The sequence below is a fragment of the Wolbachia endosymbiont (group A) of Oxytorus armatus genome (assembly GCF_964027005.1).
Taxonomy (GTDB): domain Bacteria; phylum Pseudomonadota; class Alphaproteobacteria; order Rickettsiales; family Anaplasmataceae; genus Wolbachia; species Wolbachia pipientis.
This window is the reverse complement of the sequence record NZ_OZ034719.1, coordinates 1212209-1239140: the sequence shown is the minus strand read 5'-3', so window position 1 is coordinate 1239140 and position 26932 is coordinate 1212209. Positions and strand designations below refer to the sequence as shown.

The 26932-nt window shown below is 34.4% G+C and carries 25 protein-coding genes and 2 pseudogenes; 15 read left to right on the top strand and 12 right to left on the bottom strand.

Translation table 11 applies throughout. The annotated features are described in order from the left end of the window. Nucleotides 1–166: 166 nt before the first annotated feature. Nucleotides 167–2188 carry an ATP-dependent DNA helicase RecG gene (gene recG / locus AAGD79_RS06135; protein ID WP_038199133.1) on the bottom strand — a complete coding sequence of 674 codons (2022 nt, stop codon included), beginning with the start codon at nt 2186–2188 and terminating at the stop codon, nt 167–169. 296 nt (nt 2189–2484) lie between these two features. Here recG and AAGD79_RS06130 point away from each other — a divergent pair, with 296 nt between their 5' ends. Both AAGD79_RS06130 and AAGD79_RS06125 read left to right on the top strand, forming a co-directional pair. After that, nucleotides 2485–3303: a hypothetical protein gene (locus tag AAGD79_RS06130; protein WP_341811306.1), complete on the top strand. Its 819-nt coding sequence runs from the start codon at nt 2485–2487 to the stop codon at nt 3301–3303. Nucleotides 3304–3446: 143 nt separating this feature from the next. Next, nucleotides 3447–4311 (top strand): annotated as a pseudogene (locus AAGD79_RS06125) (IS982 family transposase). On the opposite strand, the gene miaA reads toward AAGD79_RS06125, so the two are convergent. Then, nucleotides 4270–5166 carry a tRNA (adenosine(37)-N6)-dimethylallyltransferase MiaA gene (gene miaA, locus AAGD79_RS06120; protein ID WP_341811305.1) on the bottom strand — a complete coding sequence of 299 codons (897 nt, stop codon included), beginning with the start codon at nt 5164–5166 and terminating at the stop codon, nt 4270–4272. The pseudogene AAGD79_RS06125 and the gene miaA overlap by 42 nt on opposite strands. 75 nt (nt 5167–5241) lie before the next feature. On the opposite strand from miaA, the gene AAGD79_RS06115 reads away from it, so the two are divergent. The 5 genes from AAGD79_RS06115 (at nt 5242) to AAGD79_RS06095 (ending at nt 8856) form a co-directional block, all read left to right on the top strand. Beyond that, on the top strand, nt 5242–5712 hold the full coding sequence (locus AAGD79_RS06115) for a hypothetical protein (protein ID WP_341811304.1): 471 nt from the start codon (nt 5242–5244) through the stop codon (nt 5710–5712). 118 nt (nt 5713–5830) lie between these two features. Next, nucleotides 5831–6418: an L-threonylcarbamoyladenylate synthase gene (locus AAGD79_RS06110; protein WP_341811303.1), complete on the top strand. Its 588-nt coding sequence runs from the start codon at nt 5831–5833 to the stop codon at nt 6416–6418. Nucleotides 6419–6435: 17 nt separating this feature from the next. Continuing rightward, nucleotides 6436–7257 (top strand): AAA family ATPase, encoded by an 822-nt coding sequence (locus AAGD79_RS06105; protein WP_151807995.1) that lies wholly within the window; start codon nt 6436–6438, stop codon nt 7255–7257. Nucleotides 7258–7330: 73 nt separating this feature from the next. After that, nucleotides 7331–8125, top strand: a complete 795-nt coding sequence (locus AAGD79_RS06100; protein ID WP_022626354.1) for a hypothetical protein — start codon at nt 7331–7333, stop codon at nt 8123–8125. Nucleotides 8126–8193: 68 nt separating this feature from the next. Beyond that, nucleotides 8194–8856, top strand: coding sequence for a hypothetical protein (locus tag AAGD79_RS06095; RefSeq protein WP_010082435.1), 663 nt, complete (start codon nt 8194–8196; stop codon nt 8854–8856). Here AAGD79_RS06095 and AAGD79_RS06090 read toward each other — a convergent pair. The 5 genes from AAGD79_RS06090 to AAGD79_RS06070 form a co-directional block, all read right to left on the bottom strand. Continuing rightward, entirely contained in the window at nt 8853–10349 is a 1497-nt protein-coding gene (locus AAGD79_RS06090; RefSeq protein WP_341811302.1) for a proton-conducting transporter membrane subunit, read from the bottom strand. The genes AAGD79_RS06095 and AAGD79_RS06090 overlap by 4 nt on opposite strands. A gap of 230 nt (nt 10350–10579) precedes the next feature. Continuing rightward, nucleotides 10580–10936 carry a holo-[acyl-carrier-protein] synthase gene (locus tag AAGD79_RS06085; protein ID WP_341811301.1) on the bottom strand — a complete coding sequence of 119 codons (357 nt, stop codon included), beginning with the start codon at nt 10934–10936 and terminating at the stop codon, nt 10580–10582. Further along, nucleotides 10933–12201 carry a proline--tRNA ligase gene (gene proS / locus AAGD79_RS06080; protein WP_341811300.1) on the bottom strand — a complete coding sequence of 423 codons (1269 nt, stop codon included), beginning with the start codon at nt 12199–12201 and terminating at the stop codon, nt 10933–10935. Before proS ends, AAGD79_RS06085 begins: the two co-directional genes overlap by 4 nt. A gap of 60 nt (nt 12202–12261) precedes the next feature. Next, nucleotides 12262–12480 (bottom strand): hypothetical protein, encoded by a 219-nt coding sequence (locus tag AAGD79_RS06075; RefSeq protein ID WP_265043213.1) that lies wholly within the window; start codon nt 12478–12480, stop codon nt 12262–12264. Next, complete coding sequence (locus tag AAGD79_RS06070; RefSeq protein ID WP_341811299.1) at nt 12470–13231, bottom strand: hypothetical protein; 762 nt, start codon at nt 13229–13231, stop codon at nt 12470–12472. Before AAGD79_RS06070 ends, AAGD79_RS06075 begins: the two co-directional genes overlap by 11 nt. Before the next feature lie 365 nt (nt 13232–13596). On the opposite strand from AAGD79_RS06070, the gene AAGD79_RS06065 reads away from it, so the two are divergent. From AAGD79_RS06065 to AAGD79_RS06040, 6 genes and pseudogenes are all read left to right on the top strand, one after another. Further along, nucleotides 13597–13797, top strand: a complete 201-nt coding sequence (locus AAGD79_RS06065) for a hypothetical protein (protein ID WP_265043208.1) — start codon at nt 13597–13599, stop codon at nt 13795–13797. Nucleotides 13798–14013: 216 nt separating this feature from the next. Then, nucleotides 14014–14190, top strand: a complete 177-nt coding sequence (locus AAGD79_RS06060) for a hypothetical protein (RefSeq protein WP_182319925.1) — start codon at nt 14014–14016, stop codon at nt 14188–14190. Then, nucleotides 14184–15878, top strand: a complete 1695-nt coding sequence (locus tag AAGD79_RS06055) for a recombinase family protein (protein WP_341811298.1) — start codon at nt 14184–14186, stop codon at nt 15876–15878. Before AAGD79_RS06060 ends, AAGD79_RS06055 begins: the two co-directional genes overlap by 7 nt. Before the next feature lie 75 nt (nt 15879–15953). After that, a pseudogene (locus AAGD79_RS06050) lies at nt 15954–17209 on the top strand (IS4 family transposase). Between the two features lie 440 nt (nt 17210–17649). Next, nucleotides 17650–18177: a c-type cytochrome gene (locus AAGD79_RS06045; protein WP_010082469.1), complete on the top strand. Its 528-nt coding sequence runs from the start codon at nt 17650–17652 to the stop codon at nt 18175–18177. A gap of 1 nt (nt 18178) precedes the next feature. Next, a complete protein-coding gene (locus tag AAGD79_RS06040; RefSeq protein WP_012673268.1) occupies nt 18179–18940 on the top strand; it encodes an alpha/beta hydrolase in 762 nt (253 codons plus the stop codon). A 175-nt stretch (nt 18941–19115) separates the two neighbouring features. Here AAGD79_RS06040 and trpS read toward each other — a convergent pair whose 3' ends face one another. The 5 genes from trpS to AAGD79_RS06015 form a co-directional block, all read right to left on the bottom strand. Further along, nucleotides 19116–20114, bottom strand: a complete 999-nt coding sequence (trpS, locus tag AAGD79_RS06035; RefSeq protein WP_265043205.1) for a tryptophan--tRNA ligase — start codon at nt 20112–20114, stop codon at nt 19116–19118. A gap of 33 nt (nt 20115–20147) precedes the next feature. Next, nucleotides 20148–20684, bottom strand: coding sequence for a nucleotide exchange factor GrpE (locus AAGD79_RS06030; RefSeq protein WP_410541941.1), 537 nt, complete (start codon nt 20682–20684; stop codon nt 20148–20150). A 61-nt stretch (nt 20685–20745) separates the two neighbouring features. Further along, the gene (locus AAGD79_RS06025) at nt 20746–21732 is read right to left on the bottom strand and encodes a polyprenyl synthetase family protein (RefSeq protein ID WP_265043204.1); all 987 of its coding nucleotides are present in this window, start codon (nt 21730–21732) and stop codon (nt 20746–20748) included. Nucleotides 21733–21742: 10 nt separating this feature from the next. Then, entirely contained in the window at nt 21743–22063 is a 321-nt protein-coding gene (gene rpsP / locus AAGD79_RS06020; RefSeq protein ID WP_006279266.1) for a 30S ribosomal protein S16, read from the bottom strand. 391 nt (nt 22064–22454) lie between these two features. Beyond that, nucleotides 22455–24263: a peptidylprolyl isomerase gene (locus AAGD79_RS06015; protein WP_341811297.1), complete on the bottom strand. Its 1809-nt coding sequence runs from the start codon at nt 24261–24263 to the stop codon at nt 22455–22457. Between the two features lie 331 nt (nt 24264–24594). Here AAGD79_RS06015 and AAGD79_RS06010 point away from each other — a divergent pair, with 331 nt between their 5' ends. Next, nucleotides 24595–25197, top strand: coding sequence for a cell cycle transcriptional regulator TrcR (locus AAGD79_RS06010; RefSeq protein ID WP_320109353.1), 603 nt, complete (start codon nt 24595–24597; stop codon nt 25195–25197). A 204-nt stretch (nt 25198–25401) separates the two neighbouring features. Further along, the gene (gene rho, locus AAGD79_RS06005; RefSeq protein WP_341811296.1) at nt 25402–26805 is read left to right on the top strand and encodes a transcription termination factor Rho; all 1404 of its coding nucleotides are present in this window, start codon (nt 25402–25404) and stop codon (nt 26803–26805) included. The last annotated feature ends 127 nt before the right edge of the window (nt 26806–26932 follow it).

The following is a 26932-nucleotide window of genomic DNA, read 5'->3' as shown; positions in this document are numbered from 1 at the left end:
CTATATACTGCAAAAAATTGAACATAAGACGCCAATACATTAAGTAATCCTTACCTTTTAATCTGCAGATTGGCGAAAGCAAATACAATAGCTTCAGTTTCATGATAAGGGGGCTGGCGAGGTTTGTCAAGGAAGTTTTTTCGTTTCTGCGGGCTACCTGGTTTTCCTACTGAAATTTTGAAAAATGTAATCTACTCCTATATTCAAATATATCAAGCAGTAATTCAAAATCAGCCATTGCGCCTTTTGCGTTATTATACGCGAGATTGAGCAGCTCTTTGTCCTGATATAAATCAGCAAATTTAAATTCCATACATCCTGATTGTTTTGTGCCTAAAATATCTCCACTGCCTCTTAGCATCATATCCCTTTCAGCAATGTAAAATCCATCTTGTGACTCACACATGATCTTTAACTTTGAAGATGAGCTTTTACTTAAATTATCGTATAATAATACACAAAAAGATGGCTTGTTTCCTCGCCCTACTCTGCCTCTTAACTGATGCAATTGTGATAACCCAAATTGCTCTGCATTTTCTATAATCATGATGGTTGCATCTGGCACATCTATACCAACTTCTATCACAGTGGTTGCAACAAGCAGAGAAAATTCATTTCTTTTGAAGGAAAACATAACTTGATCTTTCTGCTCCTGAGTCAATTTTCCGTGTATTATCCCGACTTTATCAAGAAATGTTTTTTGTAATTCCTGAAAACGCATCTCTGCTGCAGCAATATTGGTCTCTTCGTTTTCTTCTATATATGGACAAATCCAATATGCTTTTTCGCCCCTGTTTATAGCACCTTTTAGCTTTTCAATAACATCTGGCACCCTACTAATGTTCATAGTTACAGTTTTTATTGGCAATCTGGATTTTGGTTTTTCTTTCAAAATTGAACATTCAACGTCACCATACATAGCTTGCTGCAAAGTTCTTGGAATGGGAGTTGCAGTAACGAAAAGTATATCGGCATTTTCTCCTTTTCCTACCAAGCGATTTCTCTGCATCACTCCAAATCGCTGTTGCTCGTCTATGACTGCAAGCCCTAAATTTTTAAATGTAACGTTAGCTTGAAATAGTGCATGAGTGCCAATCACTATATTTAAAACACCACTTGCAAGTTCGTTCATGATAATCTTTCTTTCCTTGCGCGAAGTTTTACCAGTAAGCAGCGCAACTTTTATATCGGTACAGGATAAAACTTCCTCAATCCAATTATAATGTTGCTCCGCCAAGATAGTAGTCGGTGCCATTAGAGCTGCCTGCATGTTGTTTTCTACCACATTTATCATCGCAAAAAGTGCAACTACGGTTTTGCCACTACCAACATCACCTTGCAGCAAGCTTATCATGCGATACTTGGATTTTTGTCTCTCTGAGATCTCATCTATTGCACGAGTTTGATCATTTGTTAATTGAAACGACAATTCATTTAAAACTTGCTCTTTATATTTACTCAATATTATAAATTCTCTTCCCCTTTCTTTCACATGATTTTTTCTTGCAAGTTTCAGCGCTAGCTGATACGCAAACAATTCATCATAAGCAAGCCTTTTTCTACAAACCTCAGCTTCCACCAATGAGCTTGGTCTGTGCAACTTTATGATGCTTTCCCTCCAACTTAACCATTTTTTTTGCTTGATTAATGTATCATCTATCCACTCTGGTAAATCAGGCAATTCCTTTAGATTAGAGCTTATTATGTTCCCAATGCGCTTATTGGTAATGCCACGGCATAATTGGTAAACTGGCTCTATGCAAGCTATTTCTTTAAATTGGTTGATGTCAAGCGACACGTAATCTGGATGAGTAATTTGCCAATGTTCAGCAAATTTTTCGAGTTTGCCACTGATGATCACATTCGCTCCAATTGGAAATAGTTTATATAAATACTTAACTGAGTAATTAAAAAAGACTATGAATATATACTGACTCTCACTTTCAACGACTATTTTATATGGTCTACCTCTAAAAGTGGGCGACTGATGTTCATAAACTTTTGCAATGAAAGTTGTAAATTCTCCAACTCGAGCATCAGATAGTAACTTGCTTCTATCCACATAACTAAGTGGCTTATAAAACAGCAGATCCACCACCTTGTCCCCACCACAAAGTTTAGGTAATATTGCGGAATGAAATTTAGGTATATTCTCCAGCCTGCTATTTAGAAAAATCTGATTGCTCATTGAGATTCATACATGTGTAAAACTGTTATAGAGCCTTTTTAAAATCTTGTCACCTTATGGTCAGGTATGCACTATAGCTAGCACAGCTCTCTAACGTTATACCGCGATTCATTCGCGGTATCTCAGCCGCTAACACGTAACGGAATGACGAATTTGTTGTTTTTAAAATCGTCGGTAAGCCTAAGTTACCCCTAACTATATTTGCTATCATAGGGCTTATAGTAGGTATTTTATTAACTTATTAATCATTTTTATGTATTATTATACCATTAGCAGTCTATATCAAGGTATTAATGATGAACAGCTCTACACCAAAAGAAAAGGAAAATCCAATAGTTACACTAAGAGCTCAAGCAGAAAAGTTTGGTTTTAGCAGGTTGAGGGCTGGTAAAGATAATGCTGAAGCGAATTCTGGTGCAACTATGTACGTAGATCTTCCAAGAATGAAACTTGTTATTCAGAACAAAGTTATAACAAAAGAGCTTGTTGATGAATTATATAATAAACATACCAACCTCATTTCAAATGACAAAAATAAGTACCGCCAATTTGTAAAACAAGTTTTTACAGAGCTATTTGAATATGCTGAAGCAGAAGTTCCAAATGATTCTATTCTAGAAGAACTAATCACTAATTGTAACCAGGCTGCTTATGTGGGTGCATTGTATGGTAAAGGAGGACCTATCCTTCATTTAGCTGAAACATATGGGTTATTGTTTCAGTCTAATCATGTAACACATATTAATTGTAGTGATCCAAGTCATGCGGCAATCAGAATTGAAGAAAAAATTGCAGTTCGCACTTTTGCAGAACTGGAAGAAGAATTATGTAAATTGGATAGCTCGCTAGAATTCACACTTAAGTCTCAAGGTGATAAAAATGTAACATATGAAGATGGTAAATTGTCACTTACTGTTCCTAAGAGACTGAAGGACTATAATATAGGTGATAAAAACTTGTTTGACGTTATAAAAGAGTGTTTTCAGAAATTTTGCGAGAGGCTTGGATTTTTTAAAATAAAAATAGAGCATGGTTTAGGCGATCCACTAGAAGTAAGCGACCATCTGGAAAATATGGAACCCCCTATTCGTAGTAATGAGCACGGCCTGAATTAAAATATCTTGAGCTTGTTTGCACAATCAATCACTTCAGCATTTAGAAACCCCAGTTATGGATTAGAAAACAGATAAAAGTAGAATTAATAAAGAGGGAAATAGGGTAAACTCAAGTATTTTAACAATAATTTAAGAGGTTACCCATGAAGAAAGATATTACAGAACTTTACTGCTGCGTCGAGGATTTTTGTCGTGTAGTAGATGAAAATTTTGCAAATAAGTTCTTATCAAATGGCAAAAAACCAACCAGAGTACCAGAAATAGCGCACTCAGAAATGCTAACCATAATCCTGTTATACCACCAATCGCCATGTAAAAACTTCAAGGCTTTTTATCTTTGTTACCTTAAGTTACTCTATAGATCAGAATTTTCAAAGATGCCTTCATATCACAGATTTATTGCCTTAAAGCCGAGAGTTTTACGGTATTTAGCATTACTTCTTCAATGGTTCTGCGAACAAGCGAAAATGACAGGTACTTCCTACATTGACACTTCTACGATTGCCATTTGCCACAAGAAAAGGATCTCTAGGAACAAAGTTTTTGATGGTTTAGCAGAAATTGGTAAGAGCACGTATGGTTGGTTTTTTGGCTTTAAATTGCACTTGGTGATTAACGAAATTGGAGAAATTCAATCACTTACTCTAACCAAAGGTAACGTTGATACCTGTGCCAACTATAACTAAAAGACTGACAGGACTTTTGTTCGGAGATAAAGGCTATATCAAGAAGGAGCTCTTTGAGGAACTCTTCGATAGAGGTTTAAAGCTTGTCACTAAAGTGAAAAAAGGCATGAAAAACGCACTAATCTCACTAAAAGAGAAGGCTTTATTGAGAAAAAGGTCGATTATTGAGACAGTCTTTTGTTGTTTAAAAAATAAATTTGAGCTTGAACATACACGGCACAGATCGCCAATAAATTTTCTGGTACATATTTTTTCTACATTAATTTCATATTCCATGCAGTCAAAAAAGCCTTCTATTTCTAAGCCTTACTGTGTTGGTTAATCCATAACTGGGGTTTAGAAATTGTTTTTTAAACCAGGTATACTGACGTTTCGCGTAGTGTCTTGTGTTTGTTTGAGCAATTTGTATCGCTTCGTCTAAAGTAATCTCACCTTTCAAGTACTTTATAATTTCTGGCACTCCGTGTGCTTTCATAGCTGGCAAATGTGGGGCTAGGTTCATGCTAAGTAGCTTTTTTACTTCATCAATTGCTCCATTTTCAATCATTGTAATGAAACGAGAATTTATTTTTCGGTATACATCTTCACGTTTAGGCAGAATTGTATATATCTTAAAATTATTGAATAAAGGAGGCTGTCTATTCTCTTGCCATACAAAAATTGACTTGCCAGTTTCAGTGATAACTTCAAGTGCCCTTGAAAGGCGGTGCGAGTCATTCATGAACACTTTACCTTGAATCCTTGGATCTTTGCTTAGCGCTAATTTGTAAAACTCCTCTTTACTTAAATTTTTCCTTAATTCGCTTACATTTTTCCTCACTTCCTGACTTATTTGTGGCATTGATGATAAGCCTTTGATTAAACTGCTGATGTAAAGCCCGCTTCCTCCAGTGATGATAGGTATTTGAGCATTTTCTAATGCGTGATTAACTTCTTTTTCTAAATCTTCTAACCATAGACCCACGGAATAATTTTCTTTTGCTGAAACATAACCATATAGTTTATAAAATACTTCTTGCTTTGGTGGTTGAGCAGTAATTATGGGAATTTCTTCATATACCTGCTTTGAATCACAATTTATTATACTAATATTTCCATATTTTTCTATCAGGTTATCGCATAATTCTGATTTACCTGAGGCCGTAATTCCTGTAATAATTACTATATTATTTTTCATTTATATTAATTTAATTAACATATGATAAAGTGTAGTAAAAGTTTGGATTCTACAATCTAAAGTTTGGAGATTTTTATGGCAGAAAACAACGACAATAATTCATTTACTAAGCGTTTCACAAACAGGACTCCTGGCGGTACAGGGGAAGGTTTTTCCAGTAAGTATTCGTCTCAAAACACCAAAGAACGGGCATTAGGGGAAAAAGGAAAAATTTCTGAATTAGCAGGCAAAAAAACCGAATCCAAGGAAGCTTTTTCTGAAAGTGGCGGCATAAAAAGTAAAAGCAAAACTGTCAATGAAAGATCTTTTGCTGATGCAACAAAAAGAAGTAGGTCAGATCTTATATACTTAGTCCGTGGTAAAGATCGTGGAAAATCAGCGTGGCATTATGTATTAGTTGATAAAGAGAAAAGAGAAATGTTTCTAGCAAAAAGCAGAACTGGCTCTATAGATGTTGCAGACTATGGAGAGATTTTGTATTCAGGATGGGGAGAGGATCCACCACAGGCAATAATTGATAAAGTCAATGAAGAGTTTGGGTTGTAGCAAATCTGCATAACAAATGGTAAGCTGCGTTGCATTACGTTTACAAAAACTAGCAGTTACTATATAAGATACAGTGCAACAAAACTGATCTAGTTGTTATGAATAAGTTTTTAGCTATATGGTATCTAAAATAATAAATGCAATACAGAACAATTTATTAGTGTGTTTTCCAACAGAAACAGTGTATGCTCTTGCTTGTAATGCACTAGATAATGAATCTATAGGAAAAATATATCAGATAAAGAAACGCTCTCAAAATAAACCACTGTCTATATTTGTTAGTGATATTTACAATTTGACAAAAATAGCAAAGGTAAAGGAAAGATATATTGATTTAATAAACCACTTTTCTCCTGGACCAATTACCTATATTTTACCACTTAAAAACAACAACATATTGCCAAACGAATTCTTTAAAGATAGTATAGGTATCAGAATTCCTGAGCATCCTATTGCAATTTCAATACTAAACAAACTGAAAGTTCCAATAGTTGCAACTAGTACAAATATTTCAGGAAAAGAAAGTGTATGTAAGGCAAACGATATACCACAATCCATTAAGCAACATTTATCTGTAGTGATTGAAGATGACGAACTAGTTTCTGGTATAGAATCTACTATTATTGACTTAACCGAAGATAAGATTAAGGTTTTAAGGGAAGGTACAATTTCATTACAAACAGTAAACAACGCATTTTCAAACTAAAATCTATAGGAGAAAGAATGAAAAAAGTAATAGGCCACAACCAAGCCAAAAAAAAAATAATGAACAACTTATCTGTTCAGTCTTGGCTGATCTGTGGTAAAAAAGGTATAGGAAAAGCAACACTTGCAAAATCCTTCTCCAATTGGTTACTCATAAAAAACTATAATGAAGTAGCATTGGACTTACACATTGTTGAAGGTGATACTATCGGAATAGAAAAAGTCAGAGAAATGAAAAACTTTCTACACTTAAGTCCCATTCAATCAGAACACAAAATAGCTATAATAGATAGCTTAGAGGCAATGACTAATAACGCTAAAAACGCAATATTGAAAATATTAGAAGAGCCGCCAAAAAATTCTAAGATATTTATAATTAGCCATAAGCCATATGATATACAAACCACTATCTTGTGTAGGTGCTTTCAGCTAAATTTACTCCCATTAACTTATGATGAAACAAAGCAAGTTGCTTCATCTCAATGTAAATTTGATAATCAAACGTTTGACGAAATGATTACTTTATTTCCTGGAATGCCAGGAATGATAATAAATACAATAAGTAGTGATGCTTATGAAGCATACAAATGCTTTTATAAATTTCTTCATGATTTAAAGAATCCCAATATGATTAATAAAGTAATTAATAGCGAAATCGAACTAGAACTAGCATCATATATAATTCAGGCCTTCATTTTAGAAAGCATAAAGAGAGAGGTAAATGGTGTTGAAATTCTGCTAAGTCAGTGGAAAAAAATAGATGAACTTTTCGTTGCCGCAAAGCAACTCCACTTAGATAAAAAGCATGTTTTAGCTAATGTAGTTAATATCATGACATAAGTTTACAAAGTATAATACTTTTAACATAAATTCATGATAAAATTCTGTTAATTTAATACTCGAAGTATATAATTTGACTGATAATAAATTAACTGTATGGCAATCAATAGAAGTTTTGACGAAAGCCATATTGAACATGCAGAAAAAATTAAGCTTAATTAAGAATATAGCTTCAGATCAAGACATAACCCTAGAAAAAGGAAAGGAGTTGTTAAGTGGCATTTATGAAGCAAATTTTAAGCTAAACAAGACAATCAATATAGCTACTTTGCCAAAAATTGGCTATCATATGCTAAATGGTGAGCTTGTTGTACGTAATCATATTACGGAAGAGGAAGTAAAGATTCCTGGAGATTTTCATTACCTTAAAGTCGTAAAATCCGATCATGATAATTATAAATTAACGTTTTGTAATTTTTTAGGTAATGAGTTTTTTGAATATAAAAAGTATGATCCACAATATTCTGGTATTTCAGATGAATATAAATTTGTGGATTTTGGTAGTGTAAAAAAGACTCATAATCTAAAATTTAAGGAATACATTGGTCATGCACCTAAATTTTTTGCTGCAGAAGGGCCTATTGAGCCTGGATCCCAAAACCATGTAATTGATCTATTTGAGCTAGTCAAAAGTGGTAAAGGTAGAAAAGTGGGAACCTTTGCTGATGAATTTGGTTATTTTGATGATCAAAATAAATTACATTATTATAATTATCACAAAAGTGTAGAAAGTAATACTTATGATCCTGAAAATTTCAGTGTAAAAATGATAAATATAGATGTGAGCAAAATCGATAAATTCTACCTCATTGCAGAACAAGGTGATATAATCATTCATCCTATTTGGGAAAATTTAGACATATTTTAAAGTTTTTTTTAGAGTATCTAAGCTTATTGTTATTATAATGATCCGATTAGGTCTGGTAGTATTGTGTTATGGAAGATAAATTGCTTGAATCAGTAAAAAACAAAAGTTATTTCAGTAAAGCAGTCGAATGGTACTGCCATAGGTATCTGTTTTGTGTAGCAGAAAGATCTTGGATGGCATTAATAGTATCGCTTCTCCTAGTATGCTTATGTTTATTAACATTAAACATATACCTGTTATTTCCTATTAAAAAAGATTTAAATTTTGTGAAGTATATGAACCACACAGAAGATGAGTTCTCTGCAATGCATAAGCTTAGTTTCAGTAAAAAGGAAGATGAATACACTTCCACAGCGAGGTACTTAATAAGTAAATACATTGAAATATACGAGTCCATTAAGATCGTTGAACCGAAGTACCAAGAAAATTTTATAAGAAACAATTCTATACATAAAATCTATCAAGGCTTTCAGGAAAAAACGAATAATGAAGCTGGTAATTTGTCTTTATCTAAAAGAAAAATCGCCAACATAAATGTAATAACATTATCTATTGATCGATCGACCAAGGACTTAGTTACATTTGCTGGAAATGCTACTGTAGTTTTTACAACCGAGCAAAATAAGGAGGATACTGTGGAGATTAGCTTCACTTTGTCGAATATAAAAGCAACTCTGGCTGGTATAATACCATTTAAATTTATTGTTAATGGTTATAAATACAGATTTTAAAATATTACTTGGTAGCTAAAAAAAATAACCAAAGTGCACATAGCAGTAATAACTGGAGGTAAAACTAGAAGAATTGGTGTTTTTTTAATAAAGTAATTCTGAGAAGGTTTTAAGAAAAAGGCGTTGTAAATTATCGGTAAAAAGTACAGAGCGTTGAGTATAGTACTAACAATTAACACTAGAGTTACAAACACAGAAAGTATTACATTGCCAGAGTTGAAAACAGCTTGAAAAATGAGAAATTTACCCCAAAAAGTCGGAGCAGGCGGCACCCCTATCATAGACAATGCACCTATAGCAAATGCTGTCATGCTAATTGGCATACTGCGTCCTATACCGTAAATCTTATCTATATATTTCTCACCTGCTCTCGTTATTATTGCTCCGGCAACGAAAAACAAAGTGATTTTTGCAAATGCGTGGCAAACTAATTGAAAAATTGCAACCCTCATGCTGAGATCACTAAAAATTGAAGCGAATAATATAATATACGACAATTGAGAGATGGTAGAGTAAGCAAGCAATTTCTTTAATTCTTTTTGCTTTAGTGCAATCAATGATGCAGTAATAATAGTAAATCCAGCAGCGTACGGAAGCCACCCTCCAGCAAACCAATTTTGCTGCACAAAACGTTGCATGTTATCGACGCCGAAAGTGTATAATATAACTTTTATGATGATGAAAACTCCGGATTTCACAACAGCAACAGCATGCAGTAGTGCGCTTACAGGAGTTGGTGCAACCATTGCTTTTGGTAACCAAAAATGCATTGGCATTAATGCAGCTTTTCCTATTCCGTAAATCAGCATAGCAAAACACACTGCAATGAAAGTGATGAGTGAAGTATCAAATTTGAATATTCCACCGCTTACAAAGTCTAAAGTATGAAATTCATGATATAAAAGGCCTATTGCAGGAAAAAATAATACCAAAGAAGAGAAAAATAGCACGCCAAAGTAATAGCATCCTGCAATCATTGATTCATTTGTTGAGTTGTAAGTAACCAGAGGGTATGTACTAATAGTTAGAAGCTCATAAAAGACAAATGTAGTGAGCAAGTCTCCAGAAAAAGCAATAAACATTGCACAGCCAATCGATATTGAAAAAAAGCATAGAAAACTTGAGTGATTGCTATCAGCATAGTTATTCTGCATATAACATATTGCATATATACTGGTCAGCACCCATAAAAACGATATTAATAAACTGAATATTACTCCGGTAGACTCTAGCTTTAAACTAATGTGCAAATTATTACCAAAATCCATGAGAATAAATTGAGAATAATCACCATATATCCAATATAAAGTGCACAGACACGTATACGTAAACAGAAGTACAGAAGAAGTGACAGTAATACTATTGTTCACTCTGGGCCATTTACCAGTAAAAAAAATAGCTAACCCACTCAAAAGTGGAATCAATGCAGTAATTAATAAATAATTCTCGGTAATTGAAAATGGTAAGGAAAGATACATTAAGATATAGTCCATTAAATTTTCTGTTTAGGTAAAGCTGGAATTATACTCAAATCATAGAAAAACTGCTATGTTTTTTTGGCAAACTAGTTGTTTGTGTATGCTATAGCTAACACGTCATACCGCCGCGGTATCTCAGCATAGATTCCGCTAACTAGTAGCGGAATGACGGTTTTTCAAATTGTCGTAAGTCAGTTTAGCTATATAGATAGCACAAAGTCAACTGCATAAATTGAAAATATCTGCTAGACGCAAATTACAACAAATGCAGTAGCGTAATCTCCATCGTCACTTAGAGAAAGATGAATTTTGGAGATAAAATCCTTGCTAACGGTAAGATACGGCTTGCCTCTTACATCATTGTATATTTCTATATCTTTCATTGTAATGCCCTGACCACTACCTCGTGCTTTAACAAAAGCTTCTTTTGCTGCAAAGCGTTTAGCAAAATACCTTGCTCGCATTTCTTGACTATTATACTTTCTACTTAGCTCTATTTCCTTTTCAGTGTAGATTCTATTGAGAAATTTTTCCCCGTATTTTTGTAATATTCTCAATACTCTTGGTATATATACTATGTCAGTGCCGATACCGTGTATCATTTTGTGCTAAAGTGATTTATTGCTTCTTCAATCTGCATTTCCTTTACCTCTCCAGTTGCTCTATTTTTTACTTCAACTATCTTTTCATCTATTGCCTTTTTTCCGACAATTATTTGCCACGGCAAGCCTATCAGATCCATTCTAGAAAATTTTACTCCTACACTTCCTTCCGTATCATCGTAAAGCACTTCATCGCTCTTCAAAGCTTTGTATATTTTATCTGCAGCCTCCGTTACTTTCGTTTGTAAATTGATTAAACCAATTCTGAAAGGAGCCACCGATTCTGGCCAGATAATTCCCTTATCATCATGAAAAGCTTCTATTATTGCGCCGACAAGCCTTGAAACCCCAATACCATACGAATCCATATGTATATTGACATTTTTTCCATCTTGAGAAGTAACACTTGCCTTCATAGGCTTTGAATATTTGTCGCCAAAATAAAAAATATGCCCTATTTCAATACCTTTACTGACATTTAACTGCTCTTGCGGCACAAGGCAAGTTTTAGGGTTGTGCATATCATCTGCAACTGCGTATATACTCTTCAGATTTTCAATATCTTCACTCTCTAGTAGTTCAGAAAATTTATTGTCATAATATAAAGTGCTCTCACCAGTGTTTGCCAATATATGAAACTCGTGGCTCAAATTTCCTCCAATTGGCCCCGTATCAGCTCGAACTCCAATTGGGGTAAGTCCCATGCGTTTGAAGATTTTTATGTAAGTTTTGTACATCAAATTATATGAATTCTGTGCACTTTCGTAATCCACATCAAAACTATATGCATCCTTCATCAAAAATTCCCTGCCCCTCATAACACCATAACGTGGTCTTACCTCATCACGAAACTTCCATTGAATTTGGTATAAACAAAGTGGCAAATCTTTGTAACTTTTTACCACATCTCTAATTAAATCAGTTGCCACCTCCTCGTGCGTTGGACCGAAAAGCATATCTTCCTCATGCCTATCCCTTATGCGTAGCATTTCCTTACCGTAATCATCATAGCGTCCTGATTCTCGCCAAAGACTTGCCGGTTGCACACAAGGCATTAACACTTCAATAGCACCGGATTTGTTCATTTCATCTCTGATAATGTTTTCAATATTTTTAAGCACTAAGAGACCAAGTGGTAACCACGTATAGATGCCAGATGCTATCTGCTTTATTAAACCTGCACGTAAAGAATATTGATGGGAGATAATTTTAGCATGAGCAGGCTTTTCCTTTAGAGTTGGTAAGTAATACTTGGATAAACGCATATAATAGATCTGATTGTATTAAGTAATCTTAATACAATCAGACTTGTAGGTAAACTTATTTTAAGAAGAGCGTGGAACACCTCCCTTTGAAGCAGAAAATTTTGCGTGGTCCTCGATAGGAGGAATAGATGAATCTTGCACCTTATTATCCACTGGGTTAACACTCTTTACTTGTGCTATAGAAGATGAATTAACATGCGAACTTGGTGGCTCCTCTGTCTTTTGTTCAAAATATAACGGAGATGTGGCTCTAGATCCTATACCACTGTCAAGACCCACGCTTCGCTCTTTTTATTTTTGCTTCTTCAGCCAAACTAGAAGAGTTAGTACTATGAGATGTACTAGATGTACTTGCAGTAGCGCCAGTTTTATTTTTTATTCTTTCCTTATACACTGCAAGTGGATCGATTTGTGTTACAGGAGGAGGAGGTGGTGGTGGTACTGCACCACTTGGTGGAGACGAAGGGGATAGTAGTACACTATGTGGTACTTGAGAAGATGCTGTATCACATGTTTGCGGAGACTGTGAAGGGGAAGTAGGCACACTTGATTTATCCTGCAAACTAGTACCACTATCAACTTTTATCTGTGATCCACTATCTTGCTTAACAGGCTTTTCTTGTGGTACTTGAGGAACTGCTGTAACATGTGTTTGCGGGGGATGTGAAGGGGAAGTAGGCACACTTGATTTATGCTGCGAACTAGTATCACTATCAACTTTTATCTGTGATCCACTATCTTGCTTAACAGGCTTTTCTTGTGGTTCTTGAGATGCAGTATGGCCGGATTCTTCTCCACTAAGATCTATTTTTTTCTTATCACCAGCTCTAGAAACGGCCAGTCTAATAAGACATATCACTGAAACCAGCGCAACAATCGCAGAAACAGCAAAAATTGCTAAAGGAACTGCTTCAATTGCACCAGAACCAGAAACTGCTGCAATAACATAAGGAAGATGTATATAAATTGCAACGGCAGATACACATAATGATAAAGCAGCAATTGAAATTTTAAGTTTAGATGTAGACATTTTTTACCTCATTAACCAATGGGATACTAATAATAACTAGATTATCAACAGTGTAAATAATTAATTATGAAAAATAAAGTCAAAATTTGAATAGATAAGCTATAAGTAATATACAACCAGCAATAGCTATACAATAGACTTCTTGTATAACCCACACTAAGTAGAAAAAAGGTGTCATCCAAGTAGCTGACACTGCTCTCCTTTGTCATTCCAGTGCTTGACACTGGAATGACACCGAAGGGGCTACTGCCGTCTTGGATGGAAACCAGTGTCAGAACTAGTTAACCATGGGGCTTCTTTTGCCTTTTTTTCCATTTGGTAAATTTCTTAAATATTTATGGCTAACATGAAGCTAAGTACGAACTTTGTTAAACATAACAAATGGTGCCATTCCAGTGCTCCTTTTTTTGTCATCCCAGTGCTTGACACTGGGATCCAGCTTTCTTTATAAATTCACCAAAAGTGCTTCATTCTATAACGCAAAACCCATACTCACCAAACCCAATGCATTACTTGCAATTAAGTTTCCTGGATCCCAGTGTCTGGGCACTGGGATGACATCATAGGGACACTGGGATTACACCCTGACAATCGTCATCCAGCTACTTGTTGGCGGCTAAGAGATACCGCGGCGGGACTCCGCCAACAATATTGCAATAAACCTGAAACTTGAGAAGACTATTTCCCGAAAGCTTCTACAAAAAGAACGGAGAGTTGAATTTATTTATAGAGCTAATGATCAAATAACCATATGTCTCGATGGATAATATATGGTAGAGCTCATGGGCAACAAGAAATTAATAGTTCGTATTAGTTGTAGTTATGAAGTAAATCGATTAGCAGAGTTGTATCTATTAGATGCATATGAAAAATTAGTGTTAAGTAAACCAATAAAAGCGAGCAAAAAGGAAGAAAACTCTGAATATAAGAAAGTAGATTTGAGGACGGTAAAATGGTAACAGTTAGTTTATATGCAAGAGTTTCTTCAGGGAAGCAAGCACAAGAAGATACAATAGCAAGCCAAATTGCTACTATAGAGAATCAAATTAGTATGGATGGACATAAATTATTAAATGAATATAAATTTATTGATAATGGTTATAGTGGTTCTAACATAATCCGTCCTGGTTTGGAAAAATTACGTGATAAAATAGCAGAAGGTAACATTGATAAGGTTTATATTCATTCTCCTGATCGTTTATCTCGTAAGTATGCATATCAGATGATATTACTTGAAGAGTTTAAGAAATTAGGAGTGGAAGTCATTTTTTTAAATCATCAAATTAGCGATAATCCAGAATCTCAATTACTATTACAAATGCAAGGTATGATAGCAGAATACGAACGTGCAAAAATCATGGAACGAAGTCGTCGAGGAAAGATTTATGCAGCAAATAAGGGTTGTATAAGTGTAATGAGTGCTGCTCCTTATGGCTATCGTTATATAAACAAAAATACAGAAACAGGACAGGCCTTATTTGAGATTTATGAAGAAGAAGCTGAAGTTGTTCGTAAAGTATTTTCTTGGGTAGGAAGAGAAAGAGCCAGTATAGGAGAAGTATGTCGTAGGCTAAGTGCTATGTCCATTATGACGAGAACTGGAAAAGAGTATTGGGATAGGGCTGTAGTTTTGAGTATGTTAAAAAACTCTGCTTATAAAGGACAAGCAGCTTTTGGTAAAACAAGGTTTGGTGTCAAACTAAAACATATAAGACCGAAAAAAAACTCCTGCGAGCATCCAAAAGATAATTATTCTACTTATCCTGTTCCAAAAGAGGATTGGATTTATATTAAAGTACCTAGTATAGTAAGCGAAGATTTATTTGAAATCGTTCAAGAACAATTAGCTGAGAATAGAAAAATAGCAAGAACAAGACAAAGAGGAGCAAGACATTTATTGCAAGGTTTAGTAGTATGTAAGCTTTGCAATTATGCATATTATGGTACTAGCACTGCAAGGAATAAGGAGGGGGAAAAAACTAATAATCAGGTATATTATCGTTGTGTTGGCACGGATTCATACCGTTTTGGCGGTAATAAAATGTGTAACAACAAATTAATTCGTACAGATACATTAGACATGGCTGTGTGGGAAGAGGTAAAACATCTATTAAAAAATCCAAATAGAATATTAGAGGAGTATAAACGTAGACTTTCAGAACTTAAAAAATCACCACTAGATCAAAAAAGTGCTTTGCTTGAAATACAAGAAGATAAGTTAAAACGAGGTATTGCAAGGTTAATTGATAGTTATGCTCAAGAATATATTGATCAAGAAGAATTTGAGCCAAGAATTAAAGCAATGAAACAAAACTTAAAAATGGTTGAAGAACAAAAGAAAAAGATATTTGATCAGAAAAAACTCACACAAGAGTTAACTCTAGTAGTAACAAATTTAGAGGGGTTTTCCTCTAGTATTAACTCAAGTCTTAATAATGCAGACTGGCTAACTAAACGTGATATTATTAGAACGTTAGTTAAGCGAATTGAGATTAATTTTGAGGATGTAAACATTGTGTTTAGAGTAAAAGAGCTTCCAGACTCTTTTCATATGGAGAAAAATCAATGCTTGCAATGTTGTTGTAGGGGTAGGTATGACGGTTCGTGGCGGCATGACGATAACCTCGTCTCACTGCCATTAAGTTAAGGAAAAAAGATAGATTTTATGGGATAATGATGTATACCAATAAGTTTAAAGGTAGTATGAGTAAAAAAGGCAGTAATAAAATTTATTCAAAATGAATTGGCAAGTCTAGAATTTATAGAATCCCATAAATCATCTTCAAAAGATTTTATGAGAAAGAGGAAGTTATCTTTTATTGACATATTTATCTTAATTTTAAGAAAAAGTGTAAAGTCGCTGCAAGTAATACTAAACGAATTTATTTTATATAGGAAAAAAGACTATACCGTTACTGCTAGTGCTTTTAGTCAAGCAAGAAAAAAAATGAAACACAGTGCATTTTCAGAAATTAACGAAGGTGTGGTTTCCTTGTACTACCAAGACCAAAAATTTAAAACTTGTTTTGGCTTTAGAGTGTTAGCTCTTGATGCCTCCAAAATCATTTTACCAACAAGCGTTGAAATAAAAAATGAATTTGGCTCAAGAAAAATACGTAACCAAAAACCAAAAGATTTAGGTGATTATGCAAGTGCAACCTTTGCGGTTTGTTAAGATGTGCTAAATAATGTTGCCATAAGGTCAGTGTTAGATAGAGGTAACACTCATGAAATTAACTTAGCAGATGAAATGCTTAAAGTTGTAAATACTAATGACTTACTGATTTGTATATTTATCTTATAAATTTCTTTCTAGCCTTACAAAAAGAAAAATTGCTTATGTCATTCGATGTCCCAGATCATCTTTTAATGAAGTGAATGCTATGTTTGAAGAAAAAAGCCCATCTAGTGTTGAGGTTACCATATGTGCTCAGCGTAAGATAAAACAAGAAAATAGTGGAATAACGCTTCAAAGTGGTACTGCCATCTGGTGAAATTGAAGTGTTAGCTACATCATTAATGGATGAACAAAAGTTTCAAACTGGAGGATTTAAGGAGTTATATTTTTTACGCTGGGGAGTTGAGACATTTTTTGCAAAACTCAAAGGAAGACTAAGTCTAGAAAATTTTACAGGAAAAAGTGTTGAGTCTGTTAAACAGGATTTTTGGTCAGCTATCATTATTAGCAACCTAGAAAGTGTTATGACAGAAGATGTAGAAGAAGCGTTGAATATGGACTTAACCGATGATAAGCTTAAGAGGAGCATTAACAAATCTGTCTCATTTAACGCGATCAAAAACTTGGCTTTCGACATTTTTGCTACGGAATCAGATACTGACTGCATTATGGATCAATTATCAAAGCTATTTTTGATGAACACTTTGGCGGTAAGAAAGGGAAGGAAAGTTGATCGTCATAAGGTACCTTATCTTCGTTCGTTCAATTACCAAAAAAGGGTTAGAAAACACATATTTTGACTAGAGGTAGTATTCATATCTTCTGATAATAACTGGGTAGCTTATTGCCATAGCTCCTGTAAAATGACTTCTAAACAAACTGTTTCTTAAGTAATTTACACTTCAGAGTTTATCTGCTTTAAAGTTTACTCTATTCTGTTTCAGCATTTGTCATAAATCCTTAATTATTTCTGACTTTTTAGTTCAGTTTTTAACCATTCTTTCCTTAACTTAATGGCAGTGAACCTCGTCATCCCGCTACTTGTTAGCGGGATCTCTTGTTAGCGGCTGAGATACCGCGAATGAATCGCGGTATGACGGTTCGCGGCGGTATGGACGTAGGAAAACCTTTCTTGGGTCAGCTATAGAGACTCTCATCTTTAGCGAGCTTCAAGGTAATTGGTTGCTATTTGCGAAAATATTCGCATAATTTAAGTAACATTACTTAATAAAAATTAACTATGGAGCTTAATAAGATTGCAGCATCGATTTTACTTTCTGGGCTAATCATTATGATAGTTAGTAATGTAGTTGATATGCTTTACAGTCCAGAAGAATATAAGATTGAACACCAAACGATAGTAGCTGCTGGCAGCAATGAGTTCCAGCAAAAAATCGAGCAAGTGGCGCTTGATATTGGAGCGCTCATGCAGAATGCTAGCTTTGAGAAAGGTAAATCAGCAGCAAAAAAATGTATAGCCTGCCATAGTTTTGAGAAAGGTGGAATGAATAAAGTAGGACCAAACTTATGGAACATAGTTGGAAATAAAAAGGCCCATCTTGGTAACTCATTCAATTACTCAAAAGCAGTGCTTGAAAGAGGTGGAAAATGGGGGTATGAGGAGCTATTTGCCTTTTTAAAGAACCCAAAAGCCTATATAAAAGGTACACGTATGGCATTTGCAGGTATTTCCAATCCACAAGAAATTGCAGATCTAGTTAGTTATTTGCATCAATTGAGTGATAGCCCGGTTGCTTTGCCAAAGTAGTATGGATTATTGTAAATTGTTTGATGGAAATAATGGTCACATAGCATATCGAAAGCTACAAGGAAAGAAAGCTTCTGTAGTTTTTTTCGGTGGATTTGCATCCAATATGGATGGAACTAAAGCAACTGCTATTTACAAATTTTGCCAAGAAAATGACGTAGCACTTGTGCTATTTGATTATTTTGGTCACGGTCATTCAAGTGGTAATTTTATTGATTACACGATAAGTGATTGGCAAAAAAATTGTGCTAAAGTAATGAGTGAATTAACTAGCGATAAACAAATAATTATAGGTTCAAGTATGGGAGGATGGCTGATGTTGCTCACTGCCCTTCAATTTCCAGAAAAAATTGCAGCACTAATTGGTATATCGTCTGCTCCCGATTTTACTGAAGATTTGATATTCAAGCAATTGTCAGGCAAGCAAAAAGAAGAACTAGATTCTAAAGGTGTAATAGATTTTACTTCAGAGCATTGTACATACAAAATAACTAAAAATTTGATCGAAGATGGCAGAAAGAACCTTCTTTTAAACAAAAAGACAATAGATATAAACTGTCCTGTGCGCTTGCTGCATAGCATTAATGATAAAGATGTTCCTTATCAAACTTCATTGAATTTAGCTGAAAAAATTAAGTCAACCGATGTTGAAGTACACTTAATAAAATCAGCAGAGCACAATATGTCTGACAATCATTCACTGGAAGTTTTATTTAAGACCATTAGAGAATTTTGTAACCAGACTGCATTCTGTGATTTTTAGCAAAACACGATTTTTCATTTGAGCTTTCTTCAACTTAAAATAAATACAGAAAATTGCTGCCTATAGCTAAACTGACTTAGATTTACCGACAATTTGAAAAACCGTCATCCCGCTACGTGTTAGCGGCTGAGATACCGCGGCGGTATGACGGTTCGCACCATCACACTTTGGAACCTTACAGATATTGAGCAAATCCAATAATATCCTTGATTTCTTTTATATTATGGGTTGCAATTTCTGCTGCTTTCTTTGTGCCTTTTTTTAATATTTCATGTAAATGGAATTGGTCTTTTAAAAGATCATTCATTTTCTCACGTATGGGTGATATAACACTGATAATTAAATCAGCTAACTCTTTTTTGAAGTGCTTCATGTCATGTTTGTTCACTTCTTCACATACTTTTTCCACATTTACATTACTAAGCACTGAATAAATGTTTATCAAATTGCTTATTTCTGGTCGGCACTCTAAAGTAGCAAAGCCTAGAATTGAATCTGTTTTTGCTTTTTCTATTTTTTTAACAACTAAATCATCTGTATCATCAAGGTTAATGCACGAATATTCTGAAGGGTCAGATTTACTCATCTTGCTTGTGCCATCTCTTAAGCTCATTATCCTTGATGTGCAATCCAAAGTTAAGATTTCAGGTACGATGAAATAATCCAGTTTATAATGATTGTTAAAAGCTGATGCAATATCACGTGCAAGCTCCAAATGCTGTTTTTGATCATCACCAACAGGAACGTATTTAGTTTGATACAACAATATATCTGCAGCCATAAGTACTGGATAACTATATAATCCAAGAGAGGCTTTTTGTTTATCGCCGCCAGCTTTATCTTTAAATTGAGTCATGCGATTAAGCCAACCAATTGGTGTATAGCACCCAAGCAGCCAGCCCAGTTCTGCATGACCACTAACCGTGGACTGATTAAAAATAATGGACTTTTCTGGATCTATTCCACATGCAATATAAGCTGCTGCTGTTTTGAAAATATTACTTTTTAATTCACTTGCGGGAAGCTTATTTGCTGTGATTGCATGTAGGTCGACAATACAAAAAAGAGATTTGTATTTATCCTGTAAGTCTATCCACTGTTTGATTGCACCAAGATAATTACCTAAATGTAGTACGCCACTTGGCTGGATACCTGAAAAGACAATACTTGTCATTATACATTTACCTCATGTTAATCGCTTCCACAATCAGCAAGAAATAATAACCATTGCAGGGCGAAGCAACCTATTTTTGATAGTATAACCAGTTTGTAGTACCTCTACAATGGTGCCAGGCTCTTTTTCATTGTCTTCTCTTTCCACAACAGCTTGGTGTAAATTACTATCAAAAAGCTCACCAAGTGGATCTACTTCTTCTACTTCATGTTTTTTTAGATCATTTATAATTTTTTGATATGCTACTTTGATTCCTTCATGAACAGGATCACCGTCTTTCAAAATTTCCATTACTTTTTTTAAATTGTCGCACGAGTCGATCATATCACGTGCAAATTTTGTGACTGCGTAGTCACTTGCATCGCTAATTTGCCTTTGCATTATACGTTTGACGTTTTCATTATCTGCAACAGCACGGCGTAAATGATCTTCAAGCTGAACTGCACGTTCTTTTAATGTATTGAGATCTTCATTTAAATCATCAGTCTGCTTATTTTGTTGGTCGTCACCTTTCTGCCTACTTACCATATCAGCAAACTTCTTCTTTTTCTCTTTACTGCTATCTGACATATTATTACCCTTAAGAATCTAATAAATATATAGCAATTAATTCGAAAATATCAAGCGCCAGCTACATTCGTCTTTCTATGCTCGCATTTAAAAAGTCAATTAAAGTAGTTTTATAAAAAGAATCAGAAAAAGTACTAATATCATTTTGTGCCATATTAATGTAGTGTCTAGCTTTTTCCATAGAAAGCTGAATGGCATTATGGTGATTAATATAGTGTAATGCTTGGTCAAAATTGTGTCTAGCTGAAGAAAAGCATTTTTCCCAGAATTTTTGCTCTGCTGGACTGCCCTTTTCGTATGCTATAATAGCAGGTAAGGTGACTTTACCTTCGAAAAAGTCTTTTCCGACTTGCTTTCCAGAAGTGCCTTGATTAGCAGTATAATCGAGCATATCATCAACTATTTGAAATGCCATACCAAAATTAAAACCAAAATTCTTTAGCCTCTCTGTTTCGTCATTTGTTGCACCAGATACTGTAGATGCAGCTTCACAGCATGCAGAAAATAAAGACGCTGTCTTTTCTCCAATGATATCAAAATAATTTTCCCTGACTGTGTGGGGGTCAAAACGTGTTGTCATCTGCTTTATTTCACCCTTCACAAGTAAATGCGATGCTTTAGATAAAATAGGGAGAATATTTAAATTTCCACACTCTATAAGCCATCTAAATGCTAGAGTCAACAATAGATCACCAACTAAAATGCTTGATTTATTTCCCCAAATCTTATTCGCTGTTTTAACTCCATGGCGTGCCTCACTTTCATCGAGCACATCATCATGAAGTAAAGTAGCATTGTGTATAAACTCTACCGATGCAGCAACGTTGATCCTATTCTCCCCAGAATAGTTTAGCATTTTACATATAATAAAAACTAGTTTAGGCCTTATTTTTTTTCCACCTGACCTAACAAGATGAGATATAATATCAGTAGCAAGCTTAGCATCTTCATCATTGACATTTTTGAAGACAAAGTCATTCATAGCTGACAAATCAGAAGATACAATATCGTCTAATTTATCGCTGTTTGTTAAATCAGTATTTAGCATTTTAAGAGACTTATGCCTCTTGCCCTTGTGCTTTCTCGTTCTCTACTTTCTTCTTTTCTGTTTTCTTTGGTTCTGTTTCTAAAGTTACTATGCCTTTTTTGATAAACCACAGTACTCTTTCAGTTGCCTGCGCGCCTACACTTAGCCAATGTTTTAATCTATCAGCTTTCACCACAACACGATTTTTATTGTCTTTTGGTAACATTGGATCATATTGTCCTATTTTCTCAATAAAACGCCCATCTCTTGGTGCTCGTGAATCAGCTACAACTATCCTATAAAAAGGGCGTTTCTTTGCGCCAAACCTCGCCAACCTTATTTTAACTGCCATGTTAACCTTTATTCATATATTAGCCACAATTTTATACAATGAGCCGTTTTAAGTCAAATGAATTATACAACTTTTGCACCTTATAATATAATTACCAATAATGTAGGATGTGCCAGGCGCATAACTGCACAAACATTCATTTTTGAAGACAACAAATGGTGTCATGCAAGTAGCTGACACTGGAATCCAGCCTTTTTTTAATCATTAAAACGTTGTATTTTAACATAAAACGGCTACTTTTATGCTTACCAACTTAATAAAATTCCTGGATCCCAGTGTCTGGGCACTGGGATGACATCCTTTCTAGTGAAGATTGCTCTCAAATCGCAATGTTCGTACAGTTGTGTGTCTGGGCACTGGATGCGTTTGAAGCAACTTATAAGATTTTTGACTATATATCATCAAGTATAGCGTGATTAACTTCGACTTTATACTTTGATTCCAGATAGCTAATTAATTGCTCTTTTAGCGATATCATCACACGTTTTCCAGTGTCAAGCATGTTTAATTTGCCATTTGATGAATGCATTTCTTTTAGAACACCTATTATAATTTCATTATTGTATTGAATAGGATCTGTCACTGAACCAGTTGTTTTCATATTGAAAATCTCTTCTACAAAAGAAAAGGGGTAGTTTTGTTGATCCACTTTATTGCGGTGCATCTGCTGACCTTTAACTAATTCCACACCTTGAATTTCTTCCAAATCTGTTTTTTCTCTTAGTTGAACTGCAACCTCTTGCCCGAATTTAAACATTCTTTCTTTTATAAACTCACTACGCCAAAGCTCTACCGCTAATGCCCTGCCTTCTTCAAAACTTTGTGATTTAGGTGGAACGATATCGATGATTTTTACACTAACAACAGCGTCCCCAACGCCCTTAAAATAACCTTTCTGATCCTTTTCTCGCGAAAAAATGAAAGAAATCAAATCACCAGAATCTCCTACGTTATTACCGCTTTGATCTTTTCCACTCGCATCTACTGGACCAATAGTTTGTATAGGTAAATTATATTCACTCAATATTTCTTCAATTTCTGAACCATTGTATATCTTATAGTTCACTTGGTTTATGAAATCATTGACTCTTTCAAAAGACTTTTGGTTAGTTAGAACTGACTTTATGTCTTTTTTTAAATCAACTAAGTCTTCATCAGAGATTTTATGCGCACTTTCCACTTTTACTATGTGCCAACCAAAACTGCTTGCTAAAACTTCACTTACTTCACCTACTTTAAGAGCAAATACCTTCTCTCTCACGTCTTCTGGTAAAAAATCCTTAGTTATATTATTTACTCTAGTTTCCTCAAGTTTTGCTTTGCCAAACTCTTCTACTATCTGTTCAAAGCTTGTTTTACCCTCCTCAAATGCTCTTCTTGCTGTCTCAGCTTCTTCTTTGGTAGAAAATATTGCATTGAATATATCTCTTTGATTTTTAAGTTCTTGTTGTTCTATTATACCATCAACTTCTTCATCTGAGATCTTGATTTGATCTTCAAAATACTTTTGGCCTAGGGAAATATATTGCGCAGTTCGATACTCAGGATAATAAAAATGGGATTTATTTCTTTCGTACAAATCAAGTAAGGCTTGATCATCTGGTTCAGGAATGTTTGTAACTGCATCTTCAGTTATTTTAACAATATCAACTACTCTAGTTTGGTAGCGACTTTTGTATATCTGCTCATCAATTTTCTCGCCAAAAGTTACTGGATAATTATCTTTAAATAATGAAGTCATGAACATCATTGCAGGCAGGACTTTCTCTAGCTTTGCTATATACTCTTTCTCTGTCATATGCAGGTCATTTAGCGTTTCATAGAATTTATTTTTGTCAAATTCACCTTTATCATTTTGAAAGTATTTGGTGTTTTTAATATGGTTTTTTATAGATTCTTCTCCAACTGTCAACCCCAGCTCACTAGTTAGGTTAAACAATAGTTTTTGCTCTATAAGTGCGTTAAGCAAATCATATTTCAGCTTTTTTACTTGTTCTCTACTCGCATCAGATCCAGAAATTTGTTTTCCATAATTTTGATATAGCGACTTATACTCATCTGACGTTATAACTTCTTTTCCAACCCTAGCTACCTCTTCTTTTTCATCATCACCTGATAAAAGGTTGCCAATTCCCATGAAGATTAACAAGCAAGCTAAAAGGACAACGGTTACTTTAGTGAAAAAATTTTTAACATTCATTTTAAACCCAGTTAATTAATGATTAATTATAGAATAGTGATAATTTAATGCTTGTAAACCTGTTGCTTTATTAGCTAATATATATAATATTACAATATATTAACTTAAAATTTAACTCTCTAATCTTAAATAGGAACATATGTTTAACTGAGTTATACTATACCTTAGGAAGGGGAAATATTTTGTTTGAAATATGCTTAAAGGTAAGCGCATTTAATTAACTTAAGAGGTGGGAAGTGACAAACAAAAAGTTATTGAATGACAAAATTAATGCTTTTTTAGTTTTAATAGTTTATATTTTAGCTCTGTATAACAGTAAGGGATACTTTAAATGGGAGATGCTTTTTTGATGTCAATGGAATCTTTTAAGGGCAATAACGATAGAAATAAACAGTTTCTAGTGCAAATAGCTGCTTGGTTAGTAGACAACACTGGTTTAACTTTTAATCAAATAGCACAATGTTGCAGATTGGCCCTTGAAGAAGTACAAGACATAGCTGATGAGGAAATAGAAGTAGAAAAATATAACCCTATTATTTCTGGAATAATTACTGAAAAAGAAATCGATGATTGCAAAAAAAATCCAAATCGTGTACCAAATTTGATTATAAAAAATATAAAAAAAAGGAGTAAAGCGATTGGTAGCATTCTTGGCTTTGCCTCTACGGCAAGACGTAGAGATAAACCTGATGCGATTTATTATTTAGTAAAAAAATTTCCTATCTTGGACAATAACGTTATAGCTAAATTAATTAGTACAACAAATTACACAGTTGAGCAGGTAAGAGATGGATCTCATCATAACATGCAAAATATAAAACCCCAAGATCCTGTACTACTCGGCTTATGTAGTCAAGAAAATTTAGAAGCAGAAGTGGAAAAAGCAAAAGTAGAAGAGGAGAAGCAAGAAAGGTTAAAAAAATATAAAGAATAGCTATTGAAAATCCTCAAATTTTTGTGTTTTGTTAACATTAAATTAACTTGACTTGACTTGCTAGTGTTTGTTAGTATAATGTAAGTAAAGTACGGGGTTTAATGATAATTAAGCTTAATACGCACTGAAACTAACTCAGCCTAATTTATTATCTTATAGTCACATTTTAGGTTAGTAAGCATCAATTAAAATTTTTGGAGGATTATGACAACAATCAATGAAGATGTTTTGGCAAAAGGAAAGGTTACAGCTCAACCTGAAAAAAGTGAGCAAATTTACAATAACGATACAGTAAAACAGATGGTCAATGAAGGTACTGAGAAAAACAGAAAAACATTAGATCTGAGCGAATTAAAAGAGAAAACAGCAGAAGAATTGTTAGAGTTAGCTGAAGAAAGAAAAATTTCAACTAACGGTAAAAGCAATGGTAGAATGCTAAAGCAGGAAATAATATTCAGCTTAATGAAAAAAATGAGTGAAGAAGGAGGCATAACCACAGGGAGTGGAATAGTGGAAATATTGCCTGATGGTTTTGGTTTCTTACGTTCAGCAAGTGCAAATTATGCCCCAAGTACCGATGATGTTTATATTTCTAACGGGCAAATAAAGAAGTTTAATTTACGTACAGGAGATATGGCATATGGAGAAATAAGGCCACCTGGTGATAAAGAGAGATATTTTACTTTAACTAAGGTTCAAAGTATAAACTCTACTGAAGTAAGTGAATTAAGAAAGTACGTCCATTTTGATAATTTGCTTCCTCTTTATCCTGAGGAAAGCATAGTACTTGAGTGTAATAATGGTGATGATAAAAAAGGCTTAAGCATGCGTGCTATAGATATAGTAGCTCCTCTTGGAAAAGGGCAAAGAGCGTTAGTAGTTGCTCCACCTCGCACAGGAAAAACAGTATTGCTTCAGCAAATGGCTAACTCTATAGCTATAAATCACCCTGAAGTAGAATTAATAGTGTTACTTATAGATGAAAGACCTGAAGAAGTAACAGATATGATACGTTCTGTAAAAGGTGAGGTAGTAAGTTCTACATTCGATGAGCCTGCTTACCGTCACGTACAGCTTGCTGAAATAGTAATAGAAAAAGCTAAAAGAATGGTTGAGCATAAAAAAGATGTGGTAATTCTACTTGACAATATTACTAGACTTGCACGTGCTTATAATGCGGTTATTCCTTCGTCTGGGAAAGTTCTAACTGGTGGTGTAGATTCAAACGCACTGCAGAGACCAAAACGCTTTTTTGGAGCAGCTCGTAATATTGAGAATGGGGGTTCTTTAACTATAATCGCCACAGCTCTTATAGAGACTGGTTCAAAAATGGATGAAGTTATTTTTGAAGAGTTTAAAGGTACAGGAAATGCTGAGATCATACTTGATAGAAAACTTTCTGATAAACGTATATTTCCAGCTATTGATATTACAAAATCCGGAACAAGGAAGGAAGAGCTATTAGTTGATAAGGCTATACTAAATAAAATATGGGTGGTGCGTAGGATACTCAATTCTATGGGACCCGTTGAAGCAATGGAATTTTTACGTGACAAACTACTTTTAACAAAGAGCAATGCTGACTTTTTTAACTCCATGAATTACTAAGAGTAAGCCAGTTATGATGGATATGCTGAGCAAAAAGTAAAACGCTCTTATAGCTAAAATAATTTGGATTTACCAAAATATATTTATAGTTAAGTTGGCAATTTACCTTAAGTTAGCGCGTGACACT